This window comes from Trinickia diaoshuihuensis, from assembly GCF_003390925.1.
In the GTDB taxonomy this organism is placed as follows: domain Bacteria; phylum Pseudomonadota; class Gammaproteobacteria; order Burkholderiales; family Burkholderiaceae; genus Trinickia; species Trinickia diaoshuihuensis.
Genome location: NZ_QUBS01000085.1, coordinates 112569 through 135844, shown reverse-complemented (window position 1 = coordinate 135844; position 23276 = coordinate 112569). Strand labels below are relative to the sequence as shown.

Annotated in this window: 25 protein-coding genes; 7 read left to right on the top strand and 18 right to left on the bottom strand. The window is 63.6% G+C overall.

The annotated features are described in order from the left end of the window. Positions 1-37: 37 nt before the first annotated feature. On the bottom strand, positions 38-937 hold the full coding sequence (gene argB, locus DXT59_RS23885; RefSeq protein ID WP_116139832.1) for an acetylglutamate kinase: 900 nt from the start codon (positions 935-937) through the stop codon (positions 38-40). Between the two features lie 192 nt (positions 938-1129). On the opposite strand from argB, the gene DXT59_RS23880 reads away from it, so the two are divergent. The 5 genes from DXT59_RS23880 (at position 1130) to DXT59_RS23860 (ending at position 4074) form a co-directional block, all read left to right on the top strand. Then, positions 1130-1405 (top strand): cysteine-rich CWC family protein, encoded by a 276-nt coding sequence (locus DXT59_RS23880; RefSeq protein ID WP_420823424.1) that lies wholly within the window; start codon positions 1130-1132, stop codon positions 1403-1405. 6 nt (positions 1406-1411) lie between these two features. Continuing rightward, positions 1412-2707: an ATP-binding protein gene (locus tag DXT59_RS23875; RefSeq protein ID WP_116139828.1), complete on the top strand. Its 1296-nt coding sequence runs from the start codon at positions 1412-1414 to the stop codon at positions 2705-2707. Next, positions 2704-3246: a response regulator transcription factor gene (locus tag DXT59_RS23870; RefSeq protein ID WP_116139826.1), complete on the top strand. Its 543-nt coding sequence runs from the start codon at positions 2704-2706 to the stop codon at positions 3244-3246. The genes DXT59_RS23875 and DXT59_RS23870 overlap by 4 nt, the downstream gene beginning before the upstream one ends. A gap of 148 nt (positions 3247-3394) precedes the next feature. Continuing rightward, the gene (locus DXT59_RS23865; protein ID WP_116139824.1) at positions 3395-3649 is read left to right on the top strand and encodes a type II toxin-antitoxin system Phd/YefM family antitoxin; all 255 of its coding nucleotides are present in this window, start codon (positions 3395-3397) and stop codon (positions 3647-3649) included. Then, complete coding sequence (locus DXT59_RS23860; RefSeq protein WP_205417468.1) at positions 3646-4074, top strand: type II toxin-antitoxin system VapC family toxin; 429 nt, start codon at positions 3646-3648, stop codon at positions 4072-4074. The genes DXT59_RS23865 and DXT59_RS23860 overlap by 4 nt, the downstream gene beginning before the upstream one ends. A gap of 119 nt (positions 4075-4193) precedes the next feature. On the opposite strand, the gene DXT59_RS23855 is transcribed toward DXT59_RS23860, so the two are convergent. From DXT59_RS23855 to DXT59_RS23805, 11 genes are all read right to left on the bottom strand, one after another. Then, the gene (locus DXT59_RS23855) at positions 4194-5963 is read right to left on the bottom strand and encodes a carboxylesterase/lipase family protein (RefSeq protein ID WP_240324639.1); all 1770 of its coding nucleotides are present in this window, start codon (positions 5961-5963) and stop codon (positions 4194-4196) included. A 117-nt stretch (positions 5964-6080) separates the two neighbouring features. Further along, a complete protein-coding gene (locus DXT59_RS23850; RefSeq protein WP_116139822.1) occupies positions 6081-7754 on the bottom strand; it encodes a carboxylesterase/lipase family protein in 1674 nt (557 codons plus the stop codon). Positions 7755-7900: 146 nt separating this feature from the next. Continuing rightward, positions 7901-9244 carry an ATP-dependent protease ATPase subunit HslU gene (gene hslU, locus DXT59_RS23845; protein ID WP_116139820.1) on the bottom strand — a complete coding sequence of 448 codons (1344 nt, stop codon included), beginning with the start codon at positions 9242-9244 and terminating at the stop codon, positions 7901-7903. Between the two features lie 22 nt (positions 9245-9266). Beyond that, on the bottom strand, positions 9267-9803 hold the full coding sequence (gene hslV, locus DXT59_RS23840) for an ATP-dependent protease subunit HslV (protein WP_116139818.1): 537 nt from the start codon (positions 9801-9803) through the stop codon (positions 9267-9269). Between the two features lie 322 nt (positions 9804-10125). Beyond that, positions 10126-10545 carry an RNA polymerase-binding protein DksA gene (dksA, locus tag DXT59_RS23835; RefSeq protein WP_116139816.1) on the bottom strand — a complete coding sequence of 140 codons (420 nt, stop codon included), beginning with the start codon at positions 10543-10545 and terminating at the stop codon, positions 10126-10128. A 451-nt stretch (positions 10546-10996) separates the two neighbouring features. Further along, on the bottom strand, positions 10997-12073 hold the full coding sequence (locus DXT59_RS23830) for a CobW family GTP-binding protein (RefSeq protein WP_116139814.1): 1077 nt from the start codon (positions 12071-12073) through the stop codon (positions 10997-10999). A 155-nt stretch (positions 12074-12228) separates the two neighbouring features. After that, complete coding sequence (locus DXT59_RS23825) at positions 12229-13431, bottom strand: class I SAM-dependent rRNA methyltransferase (protein WP_116139812.1); 1203 nt, start codon at positions 13429-13431, stop codon at positions 12229-12231. 49 nt (positions 13432-13480) lie between these two features. After that, positions 13481-14410, bottom strand: a complete 930-nt coding sequence (gene xerC / locus DXT59_RS23820) for a tyrosine recombinase XerC (protein ID WP_116139810.1) — start codon at positions 14408-14410, stop codon at positions 13481-13483. A 29-nt stretch (positions 14411-14439) separates the two neighbouring features. Then, on the bottom strand, positions 14440-15201 hold the full coding sequence (locus DXT59_RS23815; protein ID WP_116139891.1) for a DUF484 family protein: 762 nt from the start codon (positions 15199-15201) through the stop codon (positions 14440-14442). A gap of 81 nt (positions 15202-15282) precedes the next feature. After that, a complete protein-coding gene (dapF, locus tag DXT59_RS23810; protein ID WP_116139807.1) occupies positions 15283-16149 on the bottom strand; it encodes a diaminopimelate epimerase in 867 nt (288 codons plus the stop codon). Positions 16150-16195: 46 nt separating this feature from the next. Beyond that, complete coding sequence (locus DXT59_RS23805; protein WP_116139805.1) at positions 16196-17083, bottom strand: lipid A biosynthesis lauroyl acyltransferase; 888 nt, start codon at positions 17081-17083, stop codon at positions 16196-16198. A gap of 300 nt (positions 17084-17383) precedes the next feature. On the opposite strand from DXT59_RS23805, the gene metK reads away from it, so the two are divergent. Beyond that, complete coding sequence (metK, locus tag DXT59_RS23800; RefSeq protein ID WP_116139803.1) at positions 17384-18571, top strand: methionine adenosyltransferase; 1188 nt, start codon at positions 17384-17386, stop codon at positions 18569-18571. Positions 18572-18608: 37 nt separating this feature from the next. Here metK and DXT59_RS23795 read toward each other — a convergent pair whose 3' ends face one another. From DXT59_RS23795 to DXT59_RS30795, 4 genes are all read right to left on the bottom strand, one after another. Next, a complete protein-coding gene (locus DXT59_RS23795) occupies positions 18609-19688 on the bottom strand; it encodes a Gfo/Idh/MocA family protein (RefSeq protein ID WP_116139800.1) in 1080 nt (359 codons plus the stop codon). After that, positions 19685-20665: a fatty acid desaturase gene (locus DXT59_RS23790; RefSeq protein ID WP_162878224.1), complete on the bottom strand. Its 981-nt coding sequence runs from the start codon at positions 20663-20665 to the stop codon at positions 19685-19687. The genes DXT59_RS23795 and DXT59_RS23790 overlap by 4 nt, the downstream gene beginning before the upstream one ends. Beyond that, positions 20640-21263 (bottom strand): CDP-alcohol phosphatidyltransferase family protein, encoded by a 624-nt coding sequence (locus DXT59_RS23785; protein WP_162878223.1) that lies wholly within the window; start codon positions 21261-21263, stop codon positions 20640-20642. Before DXT59_RS23785 ends, DXT59_RS23790 begins: the two co-directional genes overlap by 26 nt. A gap of 287 nt (positions 21264-21550) precedes the next feature. Beyond that, positions 21551-21697, bottom strand: coding sequence for a hypothetical protein (locus DXT59_RS30795; RefSeq protein WP_162878222.1), 147 nt, complete (start codon positions 21695-21697; stop codon positions 21551-21553). Positions 21698-21735: 38 nt separating this feature from the next. On the opposite strand from DXT59_RS30795, the gene DXT59_RS23780 reads away from it, so the two are divergent. Next, positions 21736-22560 carry a hypothetical protein gene (locus DXT59_RS23780; protein WP_162878221.1) on the top strand — a complete coding sequence of 275 codons (825 nt, stop codon included), beginning with the start codon at positions 21736-21738 and terminating at the stop codon, positions 22558-22560. A 69-nt stretch (positions 22561-22629) separates the two neighbouring features. Here the strand turns inward: DXT59_RS23780 and DXT59_RS23775 are convergent, their stop codons facing one another. Next, positions 22630-22833 (bottom strand): hypothetical protein, encoded by a 204-nt coding sequence (locus tag DXT59_RS23775; RefSeq protein ID WP_116139793.1) that lies wholly within the window; start codon positions 22831-22833, stop codon positions 22630-22632. Positions 22834-22964: 131 nt separating this feature from the next. After that, a complete protein-coding gene (locus tag DXT59_RS23770) occupies positions 22965-23183 on the bottom strand; it encodes a hypothetical protein (protein WP_116139791.1) in 219 nt (72 codons plus the stop codon). Positions 23184-23276 lie beyond the last annotated feature (93 nt).

Sequence of the window (23276 nt, the reverse complement as noted above, 5' to 3'; positions counted from 1 at the left end):
TCGAGGCGGAGTCCGGCTTGGCCGGAACACGTCGCGCTCAGTGCGAGCGGATCATCGTGCCGAACGGCTGCTCGGTCAGAATTTCGAGCAGCACCGAATGTTCGATGCGGCCGTCGATGATGTGGACCGAACGCACGCCGCTCTTGGCCGCATCGAGCGCCGAGGCGATCTTCGGCAGCATGCCGCCCGAAATCGTGCCGTCTTCGAACAACGCGTCGATTTCGCGCGCCGAAAGATCGGTTAGCAGATTGCCGGATTTGTCCATGACGCCGGGGATGTTCGTCATCATGACGAGCTTTTCGGCGTTGAGCACGACGGCGAGCTTGCCCGCGACGAGATCGGCGTTGATGTTGTACGACAGCCCGTCTTCGCCGAAGCCGATCGGCGAGATGACGGGGATGAACGCGTCGTCTTGCAGCGCGCGAACCACGGCCGGGTTGATCGATTCGACCTCGCCGACTTGGCCTATGTCGACGTACTGCCCCGGGTTGTCGCGATCCGGCATCATCAGCTTGCGGGCGTGGATGAGGCCGCCGTCCTTGCCGGTGAGGCCCACGGCATGGCCGCCGAAGTGATTGATGAGCGTAACGATGTCTTGCTGTACTTCGCCGCCGAGCACCCATTCCACGACTTCCATCGTTTCTTCGTCCGTCACCCGCATGCCTTGGATGAACGTGCCCTGCTTGCCGATCTTCTTGAGCGCCTGATCGATTTGCGGGCCGCCGCCGTGCACGATGACGGGATTGATGCCGACGAGCTTGAGCAGGATCACATCGCGTGCGAACCCTTGTTTCAGGCGCTCCTCGGTCATTGCATTGCCGCCGTATTTGATGACGACGGTTTTGCCGTGGTATTGGCGAATATAAGGCAATGCCTCGGCCAGAATTTCGGCTTTCAGCGTGGGCGGCATCTGGGCGAGGTCGAGAGGCTCGGACATGGCGGCAAGCTCGGCAGGCAACGGTTCAAACGGGGGGGCGAAAACAGGCCGAATTGTACAGGAGTGCGCCGGCTACCCGCGGTTTTTGGTCGCAGTGCGCGTATGACGCGCCGATTCTTTGACAAAGATGCATGCGGCGTGCCGACAACGCTGGCATTATCGGTACACCGTATTGTTTTTACGACACTTTTCGTGTTCGACCTAACCGTACCGCCGATGGACGCTTCCGATTACCCGCTCGAACTGGATCCGAGCGCGCGTTGCGCGCGCTGCGGGGACGCGTTCGACTGCGGCAGCATGACGCGGCCGTTCGACTGTTGGTGCGCGCGCCTACCGGCGCTGCGGTCCGCCGCCGCGGGCGGCGCGAACCCGGCGTGCCTATGTCCGGCTTGCTATGCCGCTGAACTGGCTGCCGGCGGCGCGGCGCCGGGCGGGCCGGACGCCGAACTCGACCATACCGGACAGTAGACTTCGATGCACCGTATTACGAATACCGGCCGGATGAATCTCGGGCACCTGTTTTGGCTGCGGTGCCTGGCGATCATTGGGCAACTCGTCACGATCGCCGTCGTGCAGACGTTCTTCGGCGTGCATTTGCCGTTGCCGGCCATGCTGATCATCATCGCACTCGAGGCGATCTTCAACGCCGCGACGTGGATACGCGTGGCCAGCGCGCGGCCCGAAACCGACCTGGAATTGCTCGGCCAGTTATGGGTCGATCTCGGCGCGCTTTCGGCGCTGTTATTTTTGTCGGGCGGCACGACGAACCCATTCGTCTCGCTGTACTTGCCCTCGCTTGCGATCGCGGCGGCTGTGCTTCCGTGGCGGCACATGATCTGGCTCGCGATCTTCGCGATGTGCTGCTACGTCGCGCTCGGGTTCGATTCGGTCCCGCTGAACATGGACAACCCCGCGAACGTGTTCGACTACTACCGCACGGGCATGTGGGTGAACTTCATGGTCAGCGTCGGGCTCATCGCGTGGTTCGTCGCGCGGATGTCTGCCGCGCTGCGCCAGCGCGACGCGGCGCTCGGCGATGCGCAGCAACGGCTGTTGCGCGACGAGCGCGCCGTGGCGCTCGGCGTGCAAGCGGCGACCGTCGCGCATGAGATGGGCACCCCGCTTTCGACCATCGCCATGGTGACCGAGGAGTTGCGCGAGGCAGCCAAGCACGACGAAGGTCTCGCACCGTATGCCGACGATTTCGCGCTGCTCGAACAGCAGATGACGCTGTGCACCTCGGCGCTTGCGCGCCTGCGCTCGCGCGCATCGGTGTCGCCCGCGCGCGAGCGGCTCGGCCATTGGCTCACGAGCTTTTGCGAACAATGGCGGCTGCGTCACCCGCATGTGAAGTTCGAGCGTCTCGGCGCGGTGCCGGACGACGTATGGCTCGACGAGACCGCCGCCGTCGGCCAGATCTTGACCATCTTGCTCGACAACGCCGCGCGCGTGAGCAGCGATCATGTGACGCTCGCCGCCGCCGCGACGGACGGGTTCATCGAATTCGAGGTCTGCGATTCGGGGCCGGGGATCTCGCCGGCGCTACGAACGAAGCTTGGCGCCGCGCCGGTCGACAGCACGCAGGGCGGCCACGGCGTCGGCCTTTATCTCGCCTTCGCGGCAGCTTCGCGGCTGAACGGATCGATCGAGCTGCTCGATGGGCCATCGCGCGGCACGCGCGCCGTGCTGCGGGTCCCGGCCGCCAAGGACGAAGGACAACCGCGGCGTGCCGCACCTGCATCACCGAATTCCAAGGAGAAAGAACTATGAGCGGCAATCTATTTCTCGTCATCGACGACGACGAGGTGTTCTCGGGCATCTTGGCGCGCGGGTTGACGCGCCGGGGCTTCACGGTGCATCAGGCGCACAACGCCGACGAGGCGATCGCGCTGGCCAACCAGCACCGGTTCGACTTCATGACCGTCGATTTGCATCTGGGCAGCGATTCGGGCTTGAGCCTCGTCGCGCCGCTGCGCGAATTGCAACCCGACGCGCGGATGCTCGTGCTCACGGGCTATGCCAGCATCGCCACCGCGGTGCAGGCCGTGAAAGACGGCGCCGACAATTACCTCGCCAAGCCGGCGAACGTCGAATCGATTCTGGCGGCGCTGCAAAGCGAGGCCAGCGCGGCGCAAGCCGAAGCGGCAATCGAACATCCGACGCTGCTGTCGGTGGCGCGGCTCGAGTGGGAGCACATCCAGCGCGCGCTGGCCGAGAACGGCGGCAACATCTCGGCCACGGCGCGGGCGTTGAACATGCATCGGCGGACACTGCAACGCAAGCTCGCGAAACGGCCTGTGAAGCAGTGAAGTGAGGGCGGGTACGGTGAGACCGTGGCGAGCGGCATCTCGCGAGCTTGCTAGTCGATGCCGTTCGCGCTTTCAGGGGGGATCAACGGCGGTTGCCTCTGGGTATTAAATGTAGTAACATACCTACAATTCACAAGAGGGTGCCGTCATGACGATAACGACGCTATCGAGCAGGGAACTCAATCACGACGTGACCCGAGCCAAGAAGGCTGCGAAGGAAGGCCCGGTCTTTATAACGGATCGTGGGCGGCCCGCGCATGTCCTCTTGAGCTTTGAGGACTATCAAAAGCTCACGCAACAGAGGCGGAATATCGCCGACGCGCTAGCGATGCCGGGCGTCGAAGATATTGAATTCGAACCGCCCCGTGTTGAATTTGAGTCTCAACCGGCTGACTTCACATGATGTATGTGATCGACACCAATGTCGTATCTGAGTTACGGAAAGTAAAAGCAGGTAAGGCTGACGCCAATGTGTCCCTTTGGGCGGCAAGCGTCGATGCCGCCTCGCTCTTCATCTCGGCGATTACGGTCATGGAACTGGAGACCGGGGTTTTGCAGATAGAGCGGCGCGACGCCTACCAGGGGCAAATGTTGAGAAGTTGGCTTGACCACCATGTCATCCCAGAGTTCTCCTCGAGGACATTGCCTATCGACGGTATCGTTGCACAACGATGTGCTCGACTGCACGTGCCGGATCGACGCTCGGAGCGTGATGCTCTGATCGCTGCGACCGCGTTGGTGCATGGAATGACAGTTGTGACTCGGAATGTTGCCGACTTCGTTCCGACAGGTGTCGACCTTCTTAACCCGTGGACCGCATCCGCATGAGCGCCGCTCGCGCCGGAATGCATAAGCGGGTGAGAACGCGCTCGACGAGATAGAGTCGATATTCGTTGGACCGGAAGGCCGGCCGCACCGAGCGGCCGGACGTCATCATTTACGCGCTTTTATCGAGCGGCCGGCGCCGGCGCGGTTTCGACGGCGACTTGCTCGGGCGCAACGGCCGGCTGCCCCGGAGCCGTGAGCCGCTGGACGAGCCCTTGCCGCGGTGCGCTGCGGTCCCACACCGAACTCGTTCGCTCGCCGATGACTTGCATGAGCATGCCCCGATTGTCGGCGATAACTGCGGGCCAACGCGGTAGCCATCCTTCATCACGCGCGGTCGTGCCCTCGGGCGAAGCGCCCGATGTGTCGGGCACCGTACCGCTCGGATTGCCCGTTTTCACGAATTGCTCGACATAGCTCGAGAACATCCGGGATACGTCGTAGTCGGCGGCCGTCCACGCGTACCGGCGTACGTGCTCCAGGTTACCGAGCGCATAGGGGACTTGGGCGCTGTGTTTCGCCCCGAGGCGAGGATCGGTGTCCCGCGGCTGACCTGCACGCTGGACCTCGGGCGGCAGCGGTTGAGTGTAGCGGTAGTAGAACACGGGCGAGCGCCCGGTCTCGCGGTGCCGCTCCATCCATCGCCACGTTCCGTGGCCGATGAACAGGTCGCTCGCCAGCGCGGTGGCGGCGTGTTTGACCTCGTTTTCATCGTTACCCGGGTAATGCGCGAGCACCTCTTCGGCGTGCGCCGGAAACTTCGCTTTCACGGCTTGACGCCAGTTCTCCGGCGTTGGCTCCGCGTCGCCTAGGAGCGCCGTATACGGCTGCTCTTGCGAATTCGATCCCAACATCAGCGGGACCTGCGCCTGTCCACCGTTCGTAAAGACTTGCTCGGGCGACTCCGTCAAAAAGTGGCCGTCGATGCTGGGCAAAAACGGGATGGACTCCGGCGTGAGGCCTGATTGCCCCGCGGCCGTGAGGAGCGCGTGTGCCGGGAGGGACCGCAGTTGCTGTAGCGATGCGGCGCCGACGCGTGCCGCGAATTGGCTACCCGCTTGTTCGGCCTCCTGCCGTGTCCAAAACGCGGTGGGCGCGAACGCGCCGCCGCTTTGACCGATCGCGCCCGCGAACAGCCCGCGCGAAAGCGGCGAGGCCATATGCGCGCTGACGGACATCGACCCTGCCGACGATCCGGCGATCGTGACCTTCGACGGATCGCCGCCGAACTGCGCAATATTGTCTCGCACCCACCGTAGGGCCGAGACTTGATCGAGGAGCCCGTAATTGCCGGCCGTGCCATGCGACGATTCGCGCGCGGCCTCGGGCGGGGCGAGAAAGCCGAAGACGCCGAGCCGGTAATTGACCGTCACCATCACGATACCGCGCGCCGCAAGGTTCGCGCCGTCGTACCTCGGATCCGAGCCGTCCCCCGCGGTGAATCCTCCGCCGTGGAAGTACACGAGCACCGGCAGCTTCTTATCTGCCGCCTGGTTGGGCGCCCAGACGTTTAGATAGAGGCAGTCCTCGCTCATCTCCTTCGCGCGCGCATTGCTTTTGCTCGCGGGAACCGGCTGCATGCAGCGCGGCCCGAACTGCCGTGCTTGCCGCACGCCCGCCCAGCGAGCGACGGGCTGCGGTTCGCGGAAGCGGTATTCGCCGACGGGCGGCGCCGCATAGGGGATGCCTCGGAAGACGCGCACGTCCTTCTTCTGTCCTCGCATCTGCAAGCCTTCGATGACGCCGTCGGCTAGTTTGATTTGAGGCGCCAGCGCAGCTCGCGCGGCGTTCGCCGGTACCGCCGATGCGGCGGTGCTGCATAAAAGGGCTGTCGCCGTGGCGATGGCTGTGACGAGATGGCGCCTTGCTGAGTGATTCGACGATGTCTGCACGAATTGCCTCCTTTTTCGACCGGACTTTCGTCCAATGGGCCCGCCGTGGCGGTAGGAGATTCGATCATCGACGTCGTACAAATCGGCGCGGCGCGTGTCGTTCCGTTTCCGACCGAATTACGGTAGACGAACTCCGGAAGCGACGGAAATCGCCGACATGTCGGATTGCTGCGGCGTCTCGCCTGCGTCCCACACGGAGTGGGTGTTCTGTCCGATGACCTGCCGCAAGACGCCTTGTCGCTCGACCCGCAATGCCGGCCAATTCGGCACGGAGCTCGTGCTGCGCGGCCCAGCGTTTCCCTCGGGCGGCTCGCCGGGCGCCGATGCGGCTCCGTTGGGATTCCCCGTCTTCACGAATTGCTCCAGATAGCTAGAAAAGATGCGCGAGACGTCGTAATCGGCGGCCGTCCAAGGGGACCGGTCCGGGCTGCCGGGATTGCCGAGCGAGTACGCTAGCTGCGCGTCTTGCGCGGCCCCGAGTACCGGCGGATGCACCGTCCCGGTGTCGAGGCGAACCTCGCGCGGCAGGTCGTGCGTATAGCGGTAGTAAAAGATGGGAGCTTGTCCCGTTTGCCTCTGTAGATCCATCCATCGCCGCGTACTTTGCGTGACTTCATCGATGCCGGGATAGTGAGCCAGTTTGACGTCCACTTGATCGCGGAACCGCTCGAGCCTTTCGCGCAACGTCATGATTCGGCGGCCCTGACCCGGCTCGCTCGCGGTTGATGGCGGCTGTTGCCGTTCGTTCGATCCCAACAACAGCGGCACTTGAGATTGCCCGCCTCGGGCGAAGACTTGCTCGGGCGATTCGTTCAGGAAGTAGCCGTCCACGCTTGGCTCGAACATCGCCGGCTGTTCCGAACGCAGCGGCTGAGCCGTCGCCGCAAGCAGCGTTTGTGCCGGCAGCGAGCGAAGTTGCCGCAGCGATGCCGCGCCGACGCGAGCCGAGAACGCCGCCGCCGCGCGCTCGGATTGCGCTCTCGTCCATAGGGTCTGCGGCGCGAAGGCCCCGCCGCTTTGGCCTACCGCCCGGGCGAACAACCCACGCGATAGGGGTGAGCTCATATGCGCGCTGACGGAGACCGAGCCGGCCGACGTGCCGGCGATCGTGACTTGCGAAGGATCGCCACCGAATTGAGCGATGTTTTGGCGCACCCAGCGCAACGCCGCGAGCTGATCGAGCCAGCCGAAGTTCCCGGCCGCCTCCTGCGAAGATTCGCCGGGCACTCCTGACGGGGCGAGGAAGCCGAACACCCCGAGCCGATAGTTCAAGGTGACGGCGACGATGCCGCGCGAGGCGAGATGGGCGCCGTCGTAGCGAGTCTCCGACCCATCGCCGGACACGAATCCTCCCCCATGGAAGAACACGAGCACCGGCAGCTTCGCGCCCGCGCTGTTCGCGGGCGTCCACACGTTTAGATAGAGGCAGTCCTCGCTCATGGCCGTCGAGCGGAAGTCCGGCTTGCCGGCGACGTTCGGTTGCATGCAGCGAGGACCGAACTGCTTGGCGCCGCGCACGCCGGCCCAGCGGGCTACGCGTTGGGGTTCCCGGAAGCGAAAATCGTCTACGGGCGGTGCCGCGTACGGGATGCCGCGGAATACGCGTACGTCTTTATATTGGCCCTGCAGCTTGACGCCCTCGACGATGCCCTCCGCGAGCTGCGCCCGAGGCGCTTGCCGAGCCGTGGCGGCATGTGCCGTGCCGTTTGCCGGCAGCCAAGAAAGCGACGCCACGGCCGCGAGGGCCGCGGCCAAACGCGCCTGCTTCGCGCGATCGAATGAAATGTTCACGAGTGCCTCCGCTCCGAATGAACGACGGATTGATCCTCACCGTATGGTGAGTCGTGCGATCATTGACGCCAAACGCGTCCGGGATCGCTCCATTCGTTCAAATCGGACCGGATGCCGAAGCCACGGCTCATGCGAGCCGTACTACTTCACAGGACGTAGCGCGAGAGATCCTCGCTTTGCGCGACGTCGCCCAACGCGCGATCGACATACGCAGCATCGATCGTGACCTTCTGCCCGGAATGGTTGCCGGCCGAGAACGACACTTCTTCGAGCAGCTTCTCGATCACGGTGTACAAGCGCCGCGCGCCGATGTTTTCGGTGCGCTCGTTGACCGAGAAGGCAATCTCGGCCATGCGCTTGATGCCGTCCTGGGCGAACTCCAGTTCGACCTCTTCGGTCGCGAGCAGCGCTTGATATTGCTTCACGAGGCTCGCATCGGTGGCGATCAGGATCGATTCGAAGTCCTCGACCGAGAGCGAATCGAGTTCGACCCGGATCGGAAAGCGCCCTTGCAACTCGGGGATCAGATCGCTCGGTTTCGACAGATGGAAGGCGCCGCTCGCGATGAAAAGAATGTGATCGGTCTTCACCATGCCGTAGCGCGTGTTGATCGTCGTCCCTTCGACGAGCGGCAGCAAGTCGCGCTGCACGCCTTGGCGCGACACTTCGGCGCCGCCCGCTTCGCTGCGCGAGGCGATCTTATCGATCTCGTCCAGGAACACGATGCCGTTTTGCTCGACGTTCTGCACGGCCTTCGCTTTCACTTCCTCGTCGTTGAGCATCTTCGATGCTTCCTCGTCGGTCAAAAGCTTCAGCGCTTCTTTGACCTTGACCTTGCGGCGCGTCTTTTTACCGCCGCCGAGGTTCGCGAACATCGAGCGGATTTGCTCGGTCATGTCCTCCATTCCGGGCGGGCCCATGATGTCCATGCCCACTTGCGGCAAGTCGACGTCGAGCTCGATCTCCTTGTCGTCGAGCTGCCCTTCGCGCAGGCGTTTGCGGAACGTCTGGCGCGTCGCGTTGCCGCTTTCGGTGTCCTCGCTCGCGGCCTGCGCGCCGAACCCGACGGGACGAGCGCTCGGCAACAAAATGTCGAGAATGCGGTCTTCGGCTTGATCTTGCGCTTTCGTGCGAACTTTGCGCATCTCCGATTCTCGCGTTTGCTTGACGGCGATTTCGATGAGGTCGCGCACGATGCTGTCCACGTCGCGGCCGACGTAACCGACCTCGGTGAATTTAGTCGCTTCGATCTTGATGAACGGCGCATCGGCGAGCTTGGCCAGGCGCCGCGCGATCTCCGTTTTGCCGACGCCCGTCGGCCCGATCATTAGGATGTTTTTCGGCGTGATTTCCTGACGCAGCGGCTCGCCCACCTGTTGCCGGCGCCAGCGGTTGCGCAGCGCCACCGCCACAGCTTTCTTGGCCTTGTTTTGGCCGATGATGTGTTTGTCGAGTTCCGAGACGATCTCGGCGGGGGTCATGGTGCTCATCGGTTCCTCACTCGCTTGGCGCTTATTCGATCGTCTCGATGACGCGGTTATGGTTCGTGTAGATGCACATGTCGCCGGCGATTTCGAGCGACTTTTCGACGATTTCGCGCGGCGACAGCGTGGTGTTCTCGGCCAGCGCGCGAGCCGCGGCCTGGGCATACGCGCCGCCCGATCCGATCGCGCAAATGCCGCCTTCAGGATCGAGCACGTCGCCGTTGCCGGTGATGACGAGGGTCGTTTGCGCGTCGGCCGTGATCAGCATCGCCTCGAGCCGGCGCAGCATGCGGTCGGTGCGCCAATCCTTCGCCAACTCGACGGCGGCCCGCGTCAGATTGCCCTGATGCTTTTCGAGTTTCGCCTCGAAACGATCGAGCAGCGAGAACGCGTCGGCCGTGCCGCCCGCGAAGCCGACGAGGACTTTGCCGTTGTAAATGCGGCGCACTTTCTTTGCGCCGCCTTTCATGACGATATTGCCGAGCGTCACTTGGCCGTCGCCGCCGAGCGCAACTTTGTCGCCGTTGCGCACGGAAACGATCGTCGTGCCGTGAAATTGCTCCATGGTGCATTCCTCGAGAATACGAAGGAGCCCCGCGGCGTTCGGCCGCGCGAGCGTGGAAAACGGGGGCGCCGGGGAAGGATCTTCGTGATCCTCGCGCGCGCATTCAGCCCATTTTAGGGCGTGCGCGGGTTTATCAAGGGCGAGGGATGACGATCGGACGATCGCCCGGTCATCCGCTTCGCATCGGTAAGCTTTTCCGAGCGGCGAGAGGGGGCGGGCGCCTGAAGGCCGGCGCCGAAAAGAAAAAAGCGCGCGGGATACCGCGCGCCTCGTTGGAAGCAGCGTGCAAGCGCGCGGCGTGCAGCGCCGCGCCGGCGCCTCGTCAGTCGCCGAACAGCTTCTGCCGCAACTCGCGGCGCTCCTGCGCCTCGAGCGAAAGCGTAGCGGTGGGCCGCGCGAGCAGACGCGGGATGCCGATCGGCTCGCCCGTTTCCTCGCACCAGCCGTAATCGCCGGCTTCGATGCGTGCGAGCGATTGCTGCACTTTCTTCAGCAGCTTGCGCTCGCGGTCGCGCGTGCGAAGCTCGAGCGCGTGTTCTTCCTCGATCGTCGCGCGATCCGCCGGATCGGGAACGATCACCGTTTCGCGCAGGTTCTCGGTCGTCTGCCCGGCGTTGCGGAGGATTTCCGCTTGAAGCTGTTCGAGCCTGTTCTTGAAGAAGGCGAGCTGATCCTCGTTCATGTAATCCTTGTCGCTCATCTTCAGGATTTCGGCTTCGGTCAAGAGTCGTTTCGTCGTCATCTGCGTGCTTCTTCAATGTGAGGCAAAACCCATACATATTGCCCGCACTTTCGTATTGCCCGCAAGCGGTGCTAGGGAAGCGCCGGCGCCCGCGGCCCAGTGGCCGGGAAGACGCCGTCGCGCCGATGCGGGGCCGAACTCCGTAAGGAAACCGATCCTCGGGTGCTCCTGGCGCCGCAACACGAGCCTTGCAATGCGCGAGCCTCGGACGCGGCGTCTTTCGGTGTCTCGATTCTTTTGTTTCGGCCTTGCCCGGATAAGGTTTCCCGGTGCCGTCGCCTAACCCGCCGGTAAGCGGCGGGGACGTATTGTAACTGAATCAAACTTCGGCGCTGCAACAGAGAAAACCCTGTCGCGGCGCCACCAATATCCTGAAAATATAGCGCGCACCCGTGCAAAAAGCGAACCTTCGACGCGGGAAGCGCGTGCGGCGCACCACCTGTCCGACGATTTACGCGAGGCAGGCGTCGAGGCCGTCCGTAATGAGGTCTTGCGGCAGATCGATGCCGATGAACACCATCTTGTTCGTCTTCTTTTCGATCGGTAGCCATTTGGCCGCGAGATCGCTTCCCATCATTTGGTGGACGCCCTGGAACACGACCTTGCGGTCGACGCCCTTCATATAGAGCACGCCCTTGTAGCGCAGCAGCCGCTCGCCGTAGATCTGCAGGACGCCGCCGAGGAAGTCCTCGAGCTTGTTCGGGTCGAACGGACGATCGTTGCGGTAGACGAACGACTTGATCCGGTCGTCATGGTGCGCATGGTGGTGATGCGCATGGCCCTCGTGCTCGCAATGGCCGTGGTCGTGATCGCAATGCTCGTGGTCGTGGCCGTGATCATGCGCGTGGGCATGATCGTGGTCGTGGTCGTGATCGTCTTCGGCGAGGAAGTCCGGATCGATCTCGAGCTTCGCGTTCAGGTTGAAGCCGCGCAGATCGAAGATTTCCTTGATGTCGGCGTCGCCGAAGTTCACGACCTTGATCGCCGCTTTCGGGTTCATATGGACCAGGCGATGGCGCAAGTCGGCGAGCGTCGCTTCGTCGACGAGGTCGGACTTAGTGATAAACAGACGGTCGGCGAAGCCCACCTGGCGCTGCACCACTTCGTGCTGGTCGAGCTGCGCATTGGCGTGTTTGGCGTCGACGAGCGTGATGATCGCATCGAGCAAGAACGCGTCGCCGACCTCGCTATCCATGAAGAACGTCTGCGCGACGGGGCCCGGATTGGCCAAACCCGTCGTTTCGATGACCACGCGGTCGAACGCGATCTCGCCGGCGCGCTTGCGGGTGGCGAGATCGCCGAGCGCGCGGGCCAGATCGCCTCGGATCGTGCAGCAGATGCAGCCGTTGCTCATTTGCACGATCTGCTCGGCTTGTTCCTGAACGAGGATCTCGTTGTCGATGTTCTCCTCGCCGAACTCGTTTTCGATGACGGCGATCTTCATGCCGTGCTTTTCGGTGAGGATGCGCTTGAGCAGCGTGGTTTTGCCGCTGCCTAGGAAGCCGGTCAAGATAGTGACGGGGATCATGTTCAATCGCCTATGGGTCGAAATCAGGGACGGTTCAAGCGAGCCGGCCACGAAAATATTGAAGCATACCGGCGCGCGCGCATTTGCGCCGAAGCCTCCTTTGCCGCCGGCCTCGGCGTGGCGCGCCGCCGCGCGTTCGCCCTAAATGGGGGCGGTCATACGATTTGCAACAGCAGCCCCTTCAGGTACTCGCCTTCGGGGAATGCCGCCAAGAGCGGATGGTCCAGACCCGCGCCGAGACGCTTCAAGATTCGGGCGTCCACGCGCGCGTCGGCAGCGGCGCCGGCGACGATCTTTTGGAAAAGATCCGCATCGATCGCGCCCGAGCACGAATACGTGAAGAGCAGCCCGCCCGGGCGCAACAGACGAAACCCCGAGAGGTTGATGTCCTTGTAGGCGCGCGCCGCGCGATCCACGTGCTCGCGTGCCGGCGCGAATTTCGGCGGGTCGAGCACGACGAGATCGAAGCGCTCGCCCTCGTCCACGAGACGGCGCAGCGTGCGAAACGCATCGGCGTCGAGCCACTCGGCCCGGCTCGCGTCGAAGCCGTTGGCCTCGACGTTCGCGCGCGCAAGGGCGAGCGCCTCGCCCGACGAGTCGATCGAGACGACGCGCTTGGCCCCCCCGCCCAATGCCGCAAGCGAGAAACCGCCGGTGTAGCAGAAGCAATTGAGGACCTCGCGCCCCGAGGCGTAGGTCTGGACGAGCGCCCGATTATCGCGCTGGTCGACGTAAAAACCGGTTTTATGGCCGGTGCGGACGTCGACGTGGTAACGCACGCCGTTCTCGCGCGCGATCAGTGTTTCGGGCGGGGCGTCGCCGGTCAAAACGCCGGTCGTTTGCTCGAGGCCTTCCTTTTCGCGGATCGACACATCGGAGCGTTCATAGACGTTCGGGCAGCCCGTGGCGCCGACGAGCGCCGCCACGATCGCCTGCTTCCACGCCTCGACCCCCGCGGCCATGAATTGGCAGACCAGTTGGCCGCGGCCGGCGCCGCTGTCTTCCGTGTAGTAATCGACGACGAGCCCCGGCAGGCCGTCGGCTTCGCCGAAGATCAGCCGCACGGCGCCCGTGTCGCGCACGAACGCTTGCCGATGCGCGAAAGCGCGTTGCACGCGCCGCTTGAAAAACGCGTGGTCGATCGGCTCGCTCTCGTCGAAACTCCAAACGCGCAGGCGGATTTGCGAGTGCGGGCTGTAAGCCGCCCGGGCAAGGAAACGGCCGTCGTGCGCGCGCACGACGACGGTGGCGCCCGAGGCGGGCTTGCCCTCGACGTGCTCGATCGCGTTGGCATAGACCCACGGATGGCGGCGCAACAGCGATTTTTCCTTCGAAGGCTTGAGCGTAACGGTATTCATGGCAAAAACGGGGTTGAGCGGCGCGCCGCGACGCGCGCCGGGAAGCGCGTCAGTCGCGCTTTTTCGCGCGCGGGTGAGCCGTATCGTAGATACGCGCGAGATGTTGGAAGTCGAGCGACGTATAGATTTGCGTCGCGGCGACGCTGGCGTGGCCGAGCAATTCCTGCACGGCGCGCAGATCGCCGCTGGACTGCAAGACGTGCGTCGCGAACGAGTGCCGCAATACGTGCGGATGCACATTGGCCGGGATTCCGGCGCGCAGCGCGGCGCGCTTGACGCGCTCGCGCACGACGTTCGGCGATATGCGCGCTCCGCGCACCGACAAGAACAGCGGATGCGGGTCGGCTTTGACGAACTGGCCGCGCACGGCGAGCCAAGCGTCCAGCGCCTCGATCGCCTTGCTGCCGACAGGCACGGCGCGCTGACGTTTGCCCTTGCCGAGCACCGTCACTTCGCGCGCCGCCATATCGAGCCAGCCGGCCGAGCGGTAGCCGCCGCCTTCGTCGAACGCGACGTCGAGCCCGACCAGTTCCGAGAGCCGCAAGCCGGACGAGTAGAAGAGTTCGAGGATGGCATGGTCGCGCAGTCCTTCGGCGTTATCGGCCGCACCGGCGTGCATCAGTGCGGCGGCGTCGTCCACGGACAGCGCTTTGGGCAGCCGTTTAGGTTGCTTGGGCGCCCGCACGGCGGCCACCGGATTGGCGGGCAGCTCGATCCGCTCGCCGAGCCAACGGTAAAAGGCGCGCCAAGCCGACAGGCGATGGGCGATCGAGCGCGCCGCCAGCCCGCCCGCATGCGCCCGGGCCACGGCCCCGCGCATATCCACGGAGGACAGACTCGCGAGCGGCCGGCCTTTCGCCAATTGCAACAGCGTCTCGAGCTCGTGCGCATAGCTGCGCAGCGTATGCTCGGAGAGCCGCCGTGCATGCGTGAGGTCGGCGAGGTATTGCTCGATCAGTTCGGAATCGGCCGGGGGCACGTGTGCGCTCGTCGGAAAGAGGCGGCGGCTTACCGGGCGAGCAGCCGGCTCAACGCCGCGCTTGCCAGTGTGCCGATTTGCATCAGGAAATCGGTCGCCATCCCCTCATGAAAACGCCGGGGGTCGGGCGAGCCCATGACGAGCAAGCCGAAGGCCGGCGCCGCGCTCGCCTGCTCCCCGGCGCCCTGCGCCGCTTCGGCGGCGTTCGCGCGCGCGGCCGAGTTCTCGCCCGCGCGCGGTTCGCGCAGCGCGATGAGGACGATCGACTGGACGCCGCCCGCGTCGCCGGCGGGGCCCTGGCCGGCGACGTCCGGCGCGACGAGCCATTGCGCCGCCTCGAAGCCAGAGTTGGCGCCGCAGTACGGCGCGTCGAGCCCGTTCGCGAATAAGCGGACTTCCTCACCTACGTGACGCGCGAATTCGGCCTCGCGGTAGGTATCGGCCACGTCCCACACGCGCAGCGCCGCTTGCGGCACGTCGAACACTTCCATGAGGCCTTGCGCGACGGTACGCGGCAAGGCGTGCGCGTCGCGCTCGGCGATCACGCGCGCGGTCCAGCGGTTGAACTTGGCCGCGATGCTGTCGTTCTCGTGTCCGTACCGCAGCAACTCGGCCAGCCGCCGCTCGAGCAACTTGTTCTTTTCGCGCAGCATGTCCATCTGGCGCTCTTGCAGCGAGACGGCGGCCTTGCCGTGCGGATTGGCGAGCCGGATCGCCGCCAATAGCTCCGCATGCTGGGAGAAGAATTCCGGATTGGCGAGCAGATAGTCGGCGACTTCGCGATCGTTCATGGGTGTCGGCAAAAGAGCGGGCAAGAGCGAATGGGTATAAAAAAGGCCGGCGCGCCACCGACGCGCCGCCATCGTATCGGTTCAATCGGCGAGTTCGATCTCGCCCTCGAACACCGTCGTCGCGGGCCCCGACATCATGAGCGAGGCGGCTTCGTCGCGCGCGCCGTCCCAGGCGATGGTCAGCGTGCCGCCGAGCGCGTGGACGGTGACGGGCGAATCGAGCAGGCCGCGGCGAATGCCGGCGGCAACCGCCGCGCAGGCCCCCGTGCCGCAGGCAAGCGTCTCGCCCGCGCCGCGCTCGAACACGCGTAGCGCCACTTCGCCGCGCGAGACGATCTGCATGAAGCCTGCGTTCACGCGCTGCGGGAAGCGCGCGTGATGCTCGATCCTCGGGCCCAGCTCGGCAACCGGAAAGGCGCGGACATCGTCCACGACCTGGACGGCGTGCGGATTGCCCATCGACACGACCGAGACCCAGTACGTGAGGCCCTCGATCTCGAGCGGCCAGAGCGTGTCGGCGCCTTCGCCGCGTCCTTCGAGCCCCGTGGCGTCGAACGGCACGCGCGCGGGCTCGAATACGGGCGCGCCCATATCGACGACGACCTCGCCGTTTTCTTGCATCGTCAGCGTGATGAGGCCGCCGTGCACCTGCACTCGGACGCTGCGCCGATCGGTAAGGCCGGTATCTCGCACGAACTTGACGAAGCATCGCGCGCCGTTGCCGCAATGTTCGACTTCGCCGCCGTCGCAATTGAAGATGCGGTATTTGAAGTCGGCGCCCTCCACCGTGGGCCGCTCGACCAGCAGCAACTGATCCGCGCCGATGCCGAAATGGCGGTCGGCGAGCGCGCGCACTTGCTCGCTCGTCAGGGCGAGCGGCCGGCTATAGCCGTCGAGCACGACGAAGTCGTTGCCCGCGCCGTGCATCTTGGTGAACTTGAGCTTCATGATGGCGCTATTGTAAGGGACAGCGCACGGCAATCGATGCCGCGCCTCAATCGTAGACGCTCGGCATGCCGGGCGGGCGGGTCTTGAAGCGTTTGTGCACCCAGTAGTACTGCTCGGGGATGCGCGGAATCTGCTCTTCGAGGAACGCGTTCATGCGTCGCGCATCGGCCTCGTCGTCGCCCGTCGGAAAGTTTTCCCAAGGTTTGAAGACCTTTAGCCGATAACCTTTGTAATTGGGCAGCACCTCGCCGATGAACGGCAGCACTTGCGCGTGGCCCACCTGCGCGAACCGCCCGACGGCCGTCAATGTGCACGTGGGGATGCCGAAAAAGGGCACGAACGTGGAATTGCGCAGGCCGTAGTCCATATCGGCGCCGAGCATGACGGGTTTGCGCTCGCGCAGCCAACGCAGCACCACGCGCGCGCTATCGGCCCGGCTCGCCATGTCGGCGCCGAACCGGCCGCGGGCCTGCTTCGCGATTTCCTCGAGTTCGGGGTTCGACATCGGCTGATAGAGGGCGGCGCATTGGCGTTGCAACGCCACGTTGATGAACACCGAGCCCGCTTCGATGCCGACGAAGTGAAAGCCGAGCAGCAGCGTGGGCGGCATGTTCGGATCGGTCAGATCGACTTCGCTGTCGACCACCACGAGCTTTTTGAGCTTCTCCAGGGAGCCGAACCATTGCACGCTGCGTTCCACGTAACTGCGGATCGCCTGGCGAAAGTGCTTGGACGCGATCTCCTCGCGCTTTTGCTCGCTCCACTCGGGGAAGCACAGTGCGAGGTTCGTGTGAACGACGCGCCGGCGCTTGCTCGGGATTTGATAGAGCAGCCAGCCGAGGCCGTCGCCCAGGCGCGCGACGAAACCGTACGGCAAGATCGCCAGAAATTTGAGCAGCCCGATGGCGAGCTTCGTGCCGAGGCGATTTAACATGCTCGGCCCTCACGCGGGAGCGGATAAAACGAATGCTGAGCCGGCGCGAAGGCGGCGGGGACGCATGAGCGCGGCGCGCGATGCGCCGAATAGATGGGAAGAGACACGGCAATTCGCTCTGTGACAATCTCGAGAAGCCGCTATAATACGGGCTTCGCCGAGTTAATAGACAACTTGCGGGGCGAAGTCGCCAGGGCGCCAGCAGCGTCCGGGCGAATAGGAAATCCGCTAAAGCGTCGCCGCTTCAGGCTCCCGAAGCTGGCTACGTGAACTCAACACCGTAACCTTGGAGTCTGCAACGTGGCAAACGACTACCTTTTCACGTCCGAATCCGTTTCCGAAGGCCATCCCGACAAGGTCGCCGACCAAATCTCGGACGCCATTCTCGACGCCATCCTCACGCAGGACAAATACTCGCGCGTTGCCGCCGAAACGCTGTGCAACACGGGTCTCGTCGTGCTGGCCGGTGAAATCACCACGACGGCGAACGTCGATTACATCCAGATCGCGCGCGACACGATCAAGCGCATCGGCTACGACAACACCGATTACGGCATCGACTACCGCGGTTGCGCGGTGCTCGTCGCCTACGACAAGCAATCGCCCGATATCGCGCAAGGCGTGGATCGCGCGCACGACAACAACCTCGATCAAGGCGCCGGCGACCAAGGCTTGATGTTCGGCTACGCCTGCGACGAAACGCCTGAGTTGATGCCGCTGCCGATTCACTTGTCGCATCGCCTGGTCGAGCGCCAAGCGTCGCTGCGCCGCGATGGCCGCCTGCCTTGGCTGCGTCCCGATGCGAAGTCGCAAGTGACGGTGCGCTATCTCGACGGCAAGCCGCATTCGATCGATACCGTCGTGCTCTCGACGCAACATGCGCCGGAGATCGAACTGTCGACGCTGCGCGAAGCCGTCATCGAAGAGGTCATCAAGCCGACGTTGCCGGCCGAGCTGATCAAGGGCGACATCAAGTTCCTCGTGAACCCGACGGGCCGCTTCGTCATCGGCGGTCCGCAAGGCGACTGCGGTTTGACCGGCCGCAAGATCATCGTCGATACGTACGGCGGGGCGGCGCCCCACGGCGGCGGCGCGTTCTCGGGCAAGGATCCGTCGAAGGTCGATCGCTCGGCGGCCTATGCGGGCCGTTACGTCGCAAAGAACATCGTGGCGGCCGGTTTGGCCTCGCGTTGCTTGATTCAAGTGTCGTACGCGATCGGCGTGGCGCAGCCTACCTCCGTCATGGTCAATACGTTCGGCACGGGCAAGGTGTCCGATGCGACGATCACGGCGCTCGTTCGCGAGCACTTCGACCTGCGTCCGAAGGGCATCATTCAGATGCTCGATTTGCTGCGCCCCGTCTATGAGAAGACGGCTGCTTACGGTCACTTCGGCCGCGAAGAGCCGGAATTCTCGTGGGAAGCGGCCGACAAGGCGCTCGTGTTGGCCGAGGCGGCGGGCACGGAGCCGGTTGCCGAAGTGGCGTAATAGCGGCGCCATTGCCTCGAATTGCCGGCCCGGGCGTCTAAGCGCCCGGGCCGTTTTCATTAGGGGCGCGGCAATGCGGTGCCGGCGGACCGGGAGCGTGCCCTACCGGCTGGTCCAGTTCGATCGATCGATGCTCGCGCGCCGACGCCGTGATCGCGGCGGCGATGCGCAAGTCGTTCAGCGCGTCGTGAGGGCGGTTGCGGCAACGCATCCGGCCTTCGATCGAATCGAGGAAGGCATGCGCCTGGGCGATAAAGGCGTCTTGCGCGCCGGCGAAATCCATCGTCGTGATCTCCTCGCCGCGATACAGGCGCAGGCTGCCGTTCTCCATCTCCGTCGGGCGCAGCTCGAGCACGCCTTCGCTGCCGACGATGGAAATCTGCCAGGACTCGGCGTTTCCCGGCTTCACGTAGCCTGCCAGCATCGAACACAACACGTCCCGCGGAAACAACAGATTGGCGACGCAGGTTTCCTCGCGCACTTGATGATCGGCGGTATGCCGGATCCGATTGGCGAACGCCGAAACGCGCAGCGGCTCGCCGAACAACCAACGCAATGGATTGATGAAGGCATAGCTCATGTGGGTCAATGGCATGCCGCCGCTTGCCGCTTCGTCGTAGTACCAGCTTCCCGCATTCCCATTCCAAAGGGCGATCGACTGAATCGCGATCGGCCGGCCGATCCGGTCGGCTTCGATCCAATCGCGAGCGGTTTCCCACACGGCCTTATAACGTGCTTCGAAGCCAAGCTCGATCAAGACGTCGTGGGCTCGTGCAAGTTCGACGATGCGTGCTCCGCCGGCCAACGAAGCGGACAGCGGGCCTCCGATCAGGGTGGGCAATCGCTGCCCGATCGCCCACGACGCCAACGCGTCTTGCGCGCTGTGCGGGACTTCGATCAATACTGCATCGGGCGCGCATTCGACAAGGCGCAGAGGGTCGTCGTAGCAAACGCTGCAACCGAATTGCGCGCCTAGCGCTTGCGCGCTCGACAAGCGGCGGGCGGCGATGCCGACGAGCTCTACGCGTCCGGTGGAAACAAACGCCGCTATCCGCCGCCGCGACATGAAACCGGCGCCGATCGCCGCTAGACGAATCGTCCCGGGCGCGCTATTCATGGATGCCGTCCACCCGCGCGGCCCGGCTTCAGTCGCACCGTATTGCGATAGACGGACCAGGCCGGATCGAAGATGAACTGCAACAATAACTTCGCGCGCGAAGCGAAGGCCGGTTGACCTGCATAAAACTCCGGCGCGATCGCTCGCAGCCGCGGCAAACGGTTCCACGGAACGTTGGGAAAGTCATGATGTTCGATGTGATATCCGAAATTGCACTCGAACAGGTTGGTCCACCCGGTGAAGTTGTTGGTCTCCTGCCCTTCGACGAGCACGAAGTGCTCTTGCACGACGCGCGTGCCCAATGGATGCAGGCCGAGCGCGAAAAAGATCGATAGGGCGAGATAGAGCAACGCCTGCCACCCCCACAGCCAAAGCACGAGCACATCGACTCCGATCTGCACCGTCGCATTGATCGACATCCACCCCGTCCAATAAGGCTGGCCACCGGGGAATTTGCGCGTTCTGAGCATTTGGAAAACCGGAAAAAACGCGAGCCATAAGGCTTTGCGTGAAGCGCGGTTGCCGACCCAACGCGCTTCCGAGGCAGTGGGCACGCCGACGTCGCGCTCGTAGTCGCCGAACGCGCGGTGATGCCATAGGTGATAGCGAAAGAATGGCACGGCGCTCCAGAGGACGAGCGGCACGTTGGCCAGGCACGCCGCCCAATGATTGGCGCCGCGGCCTTTGAAGATCAGGTTGTGGCTGGCGTCGTGAATGAGGGCAAGCAGCGAAGCGGCGACATAGGCGCCGACGAGCCATGCCAGCAGTACAGGTTGCCAAAGGGCCAGGCCGCGCATCCGCGCCGCCAGCCCAAGCTGCGCCAGCACGAGCGCGGCCGCCAAGAGTGCCGACCACCGGTTGTGGCCGAATAAGCCGCGAACTTGCGGATGCGCGCGCAGGATGTCGCGGCGCCGCCGAACATGCGGGTCGACCTGCTCCGTCACGGTGAAATTACAGGCCATGCTCTGCGTCGGCACGAGCCGCTCCCTTCTCGATCGTTGCCGAACCCGGACCGCCTGCCGTGCGACGGACGCTAATCCATGCAAAGTAAGCGAGCGGAAAAATGTTTCCAAGCAACAGCCAATCGCTATGTGAATCGGGGCGGGCCAGCGCGATGGCGGCAAATAGCAGCCATATCAGCGTGACGGCTATGTTCAAGATCCGGAATTTCTCGACCCGGAGGGGATGCACCACTTTGATTGGCGTAAGCGTCAGCACGCATAACAGTGCGACGGCGACCGCCGTAACGGACGGGGCTGCCTGAAATCGATAAAAATAGAAGGCGGCAATATTCCAAAACTCCGGAAATCCGACAAAATAGCCATCCGCTGTCTTGATATCGCGATTGCAATAATGATGCAATGCCGACGTCAAAATCAGTACGGTCAGCGCAAATCGTATCGACGACGGCAGCAATTCGGAATGGTAGAGCATCAGCGCCGGTACGATCACGAAGGTGAAGTAATCGACCAGTAGATCGAGCGTGCCGCCGTCGAATCGGGGGAGTATGGCTTTAACGTCGATCTTTCTAGCGATCGGCCCGTCGATGCCGTCGATGATCAAGGCGACGAACAACCAAAATAGCACCTTCGACCAATCACGGGCTTCAACGGCAAGCAGAGCCGCTAGCCCGCATATTACGCCGCAGGCCGTAAAGGCATGGACTGCCCATGCATATGCTCGTGTCGTCGAAGTGATCTGCGTTCTTCTTCGAATTGCCGGTCTCATTTGTCGCGCGGGTTCGTATCAACACGTCGAGCATGGTTGCGACGAACATGATGCCGCTGCGTCGACTCGACGATTCTGTATAGGTCTATGCATCGATGGGTGTTCTGCTTTCGAGGCAAGAATACCGAAGTCCGTCAGAGATAGGCGGTAAAAGCGATGTCCATCGTCCCACTATTTAGTAATCGACGAGCCTGATTGATATCATTAAGCGGCGTGCCGCTCAATCGTGCATTGACGAGCGATCCGCGCAAATCAATACTGAGTGCGGTCAATGTTCCCATTGACGGGTGCGCTTTATTTTTCACGTGGAAATTACGATATGAACAAAAATTCCTCTGAAAGGTTTACGTGTATCGCTTGGGCATCGGGGATCTACAAGAACATGTTCCGGAATTTGCGCGCCGATTGCGAGCGATTCGGCTACCCTTGCCATCTTTACGAAATCGACGAAGACTATTCGAGCTTATTGCAGGCGTGGTGCAACCACCCGCGCATCATTCGCAGAGGCGTTGAGGAATTCGGCACCGTGCTTTATTTAGATGTCGAATGCCGTATCGTGGCGCCGATTCCGTCAACGTGGCGGGCACCGCTCGTGTCCATTCGCTGGCCGGAGCAGAAATTCTGGATACGCTATAACTCGGGAACCGTGATGGCCGATGAAAGCTGTATTCCCTGGTTGGACGCCTGGATTCGCATTATCGACGAATGGAAAATGGGGGAGCTTGCGCGCGAGGACCACGTGCACTGGCCCGGCGATTTGTGCGATGAACTCGCGCTGGCGGCCGCGTTGGGCGCCTTCGGCGTTGCGGTGCAAACACCGCGTCTCGAGTATGTGAATCGCGAGAGCGACGCCGAAATCGCGCGGGGGCTGTGGCGTACGGAACGCACGATCATCCAGCATCCGACTCAGCACCATTGGCTCAAAGAGCGCGATGCCGTCGAATGCAAGAAACTCTTCGTTCAAAACTATCCCGGCGATCCGCGAGATGCCGAAACGTTTCTGGCCGGCGACCGAGGCCCGGAGTCCCATTTGGGGTGGGTGTTCGATGCCGACCGGGGCGTATACGGCCCCGAGGAGTTTTGGCCCGAACACGCGCGGCGCTGGGTGCAGGAAACGGTTGAACTGACGTCGGCGCAACGCTGACCGAGAGGCCCGCGCTTGCGCCGTCCGGCCCTTTCGTCGAGCGGAGGCGGTCGCCCGATGCACGGGCGTCTAGCCGTCCTCTCCGACTTCCGCCGGATTCGGTAGGTCGGGGAGCGGCTTATCGCTTGGCTTGGCGGGCTCACCTCGCGAATCGTGCTCCGGGCGCGTGTCCGGCGAGGCGGGCTCCGCTTGCGACGCATCGCCGCCGTTTGGGGTTTCCTGTGCGCGGATCAGCGCTTGCTGCTCGCCGGAATACGTCGATAGCCTCGTCATCGGAGCATCCTCGTCGGGTGTGGTACGGATGTCCGAAGCGCCGCAAGCCGCGTGCCGCGTTATCGCCGACGCGCCGTTGCGTTGCGTTGCGGCGCGGCCGGCGACCGAGCAAGGGGTAGTGCCGGGCGCGGCTAGTCCCAGCAGTTACGGAAGGCGACAGCCACGATCACGGGCACGCACAAGACGAGTGGAATGGCGAAGTAGGGTACTTCGAGATCGGTTTTCCAGCTATAGACGAGCCAGCCGATACCGGCTGCCAGCGTGCCGACGCCGACGAGCGCCGTCAGTACGTTCAACGTGCGCTTCGATGGTCCCTTACGCCGCGGCTTTTCGGGGGAGGGGGTATTCATCGTCAATCCTGCGTCGTGGGGCCGGGCCGGTTAGTCTCACTGCCGAAATTTTACGCCTACGCCGCGCGTCCGTGAGATGCCCTCGATCTGCCG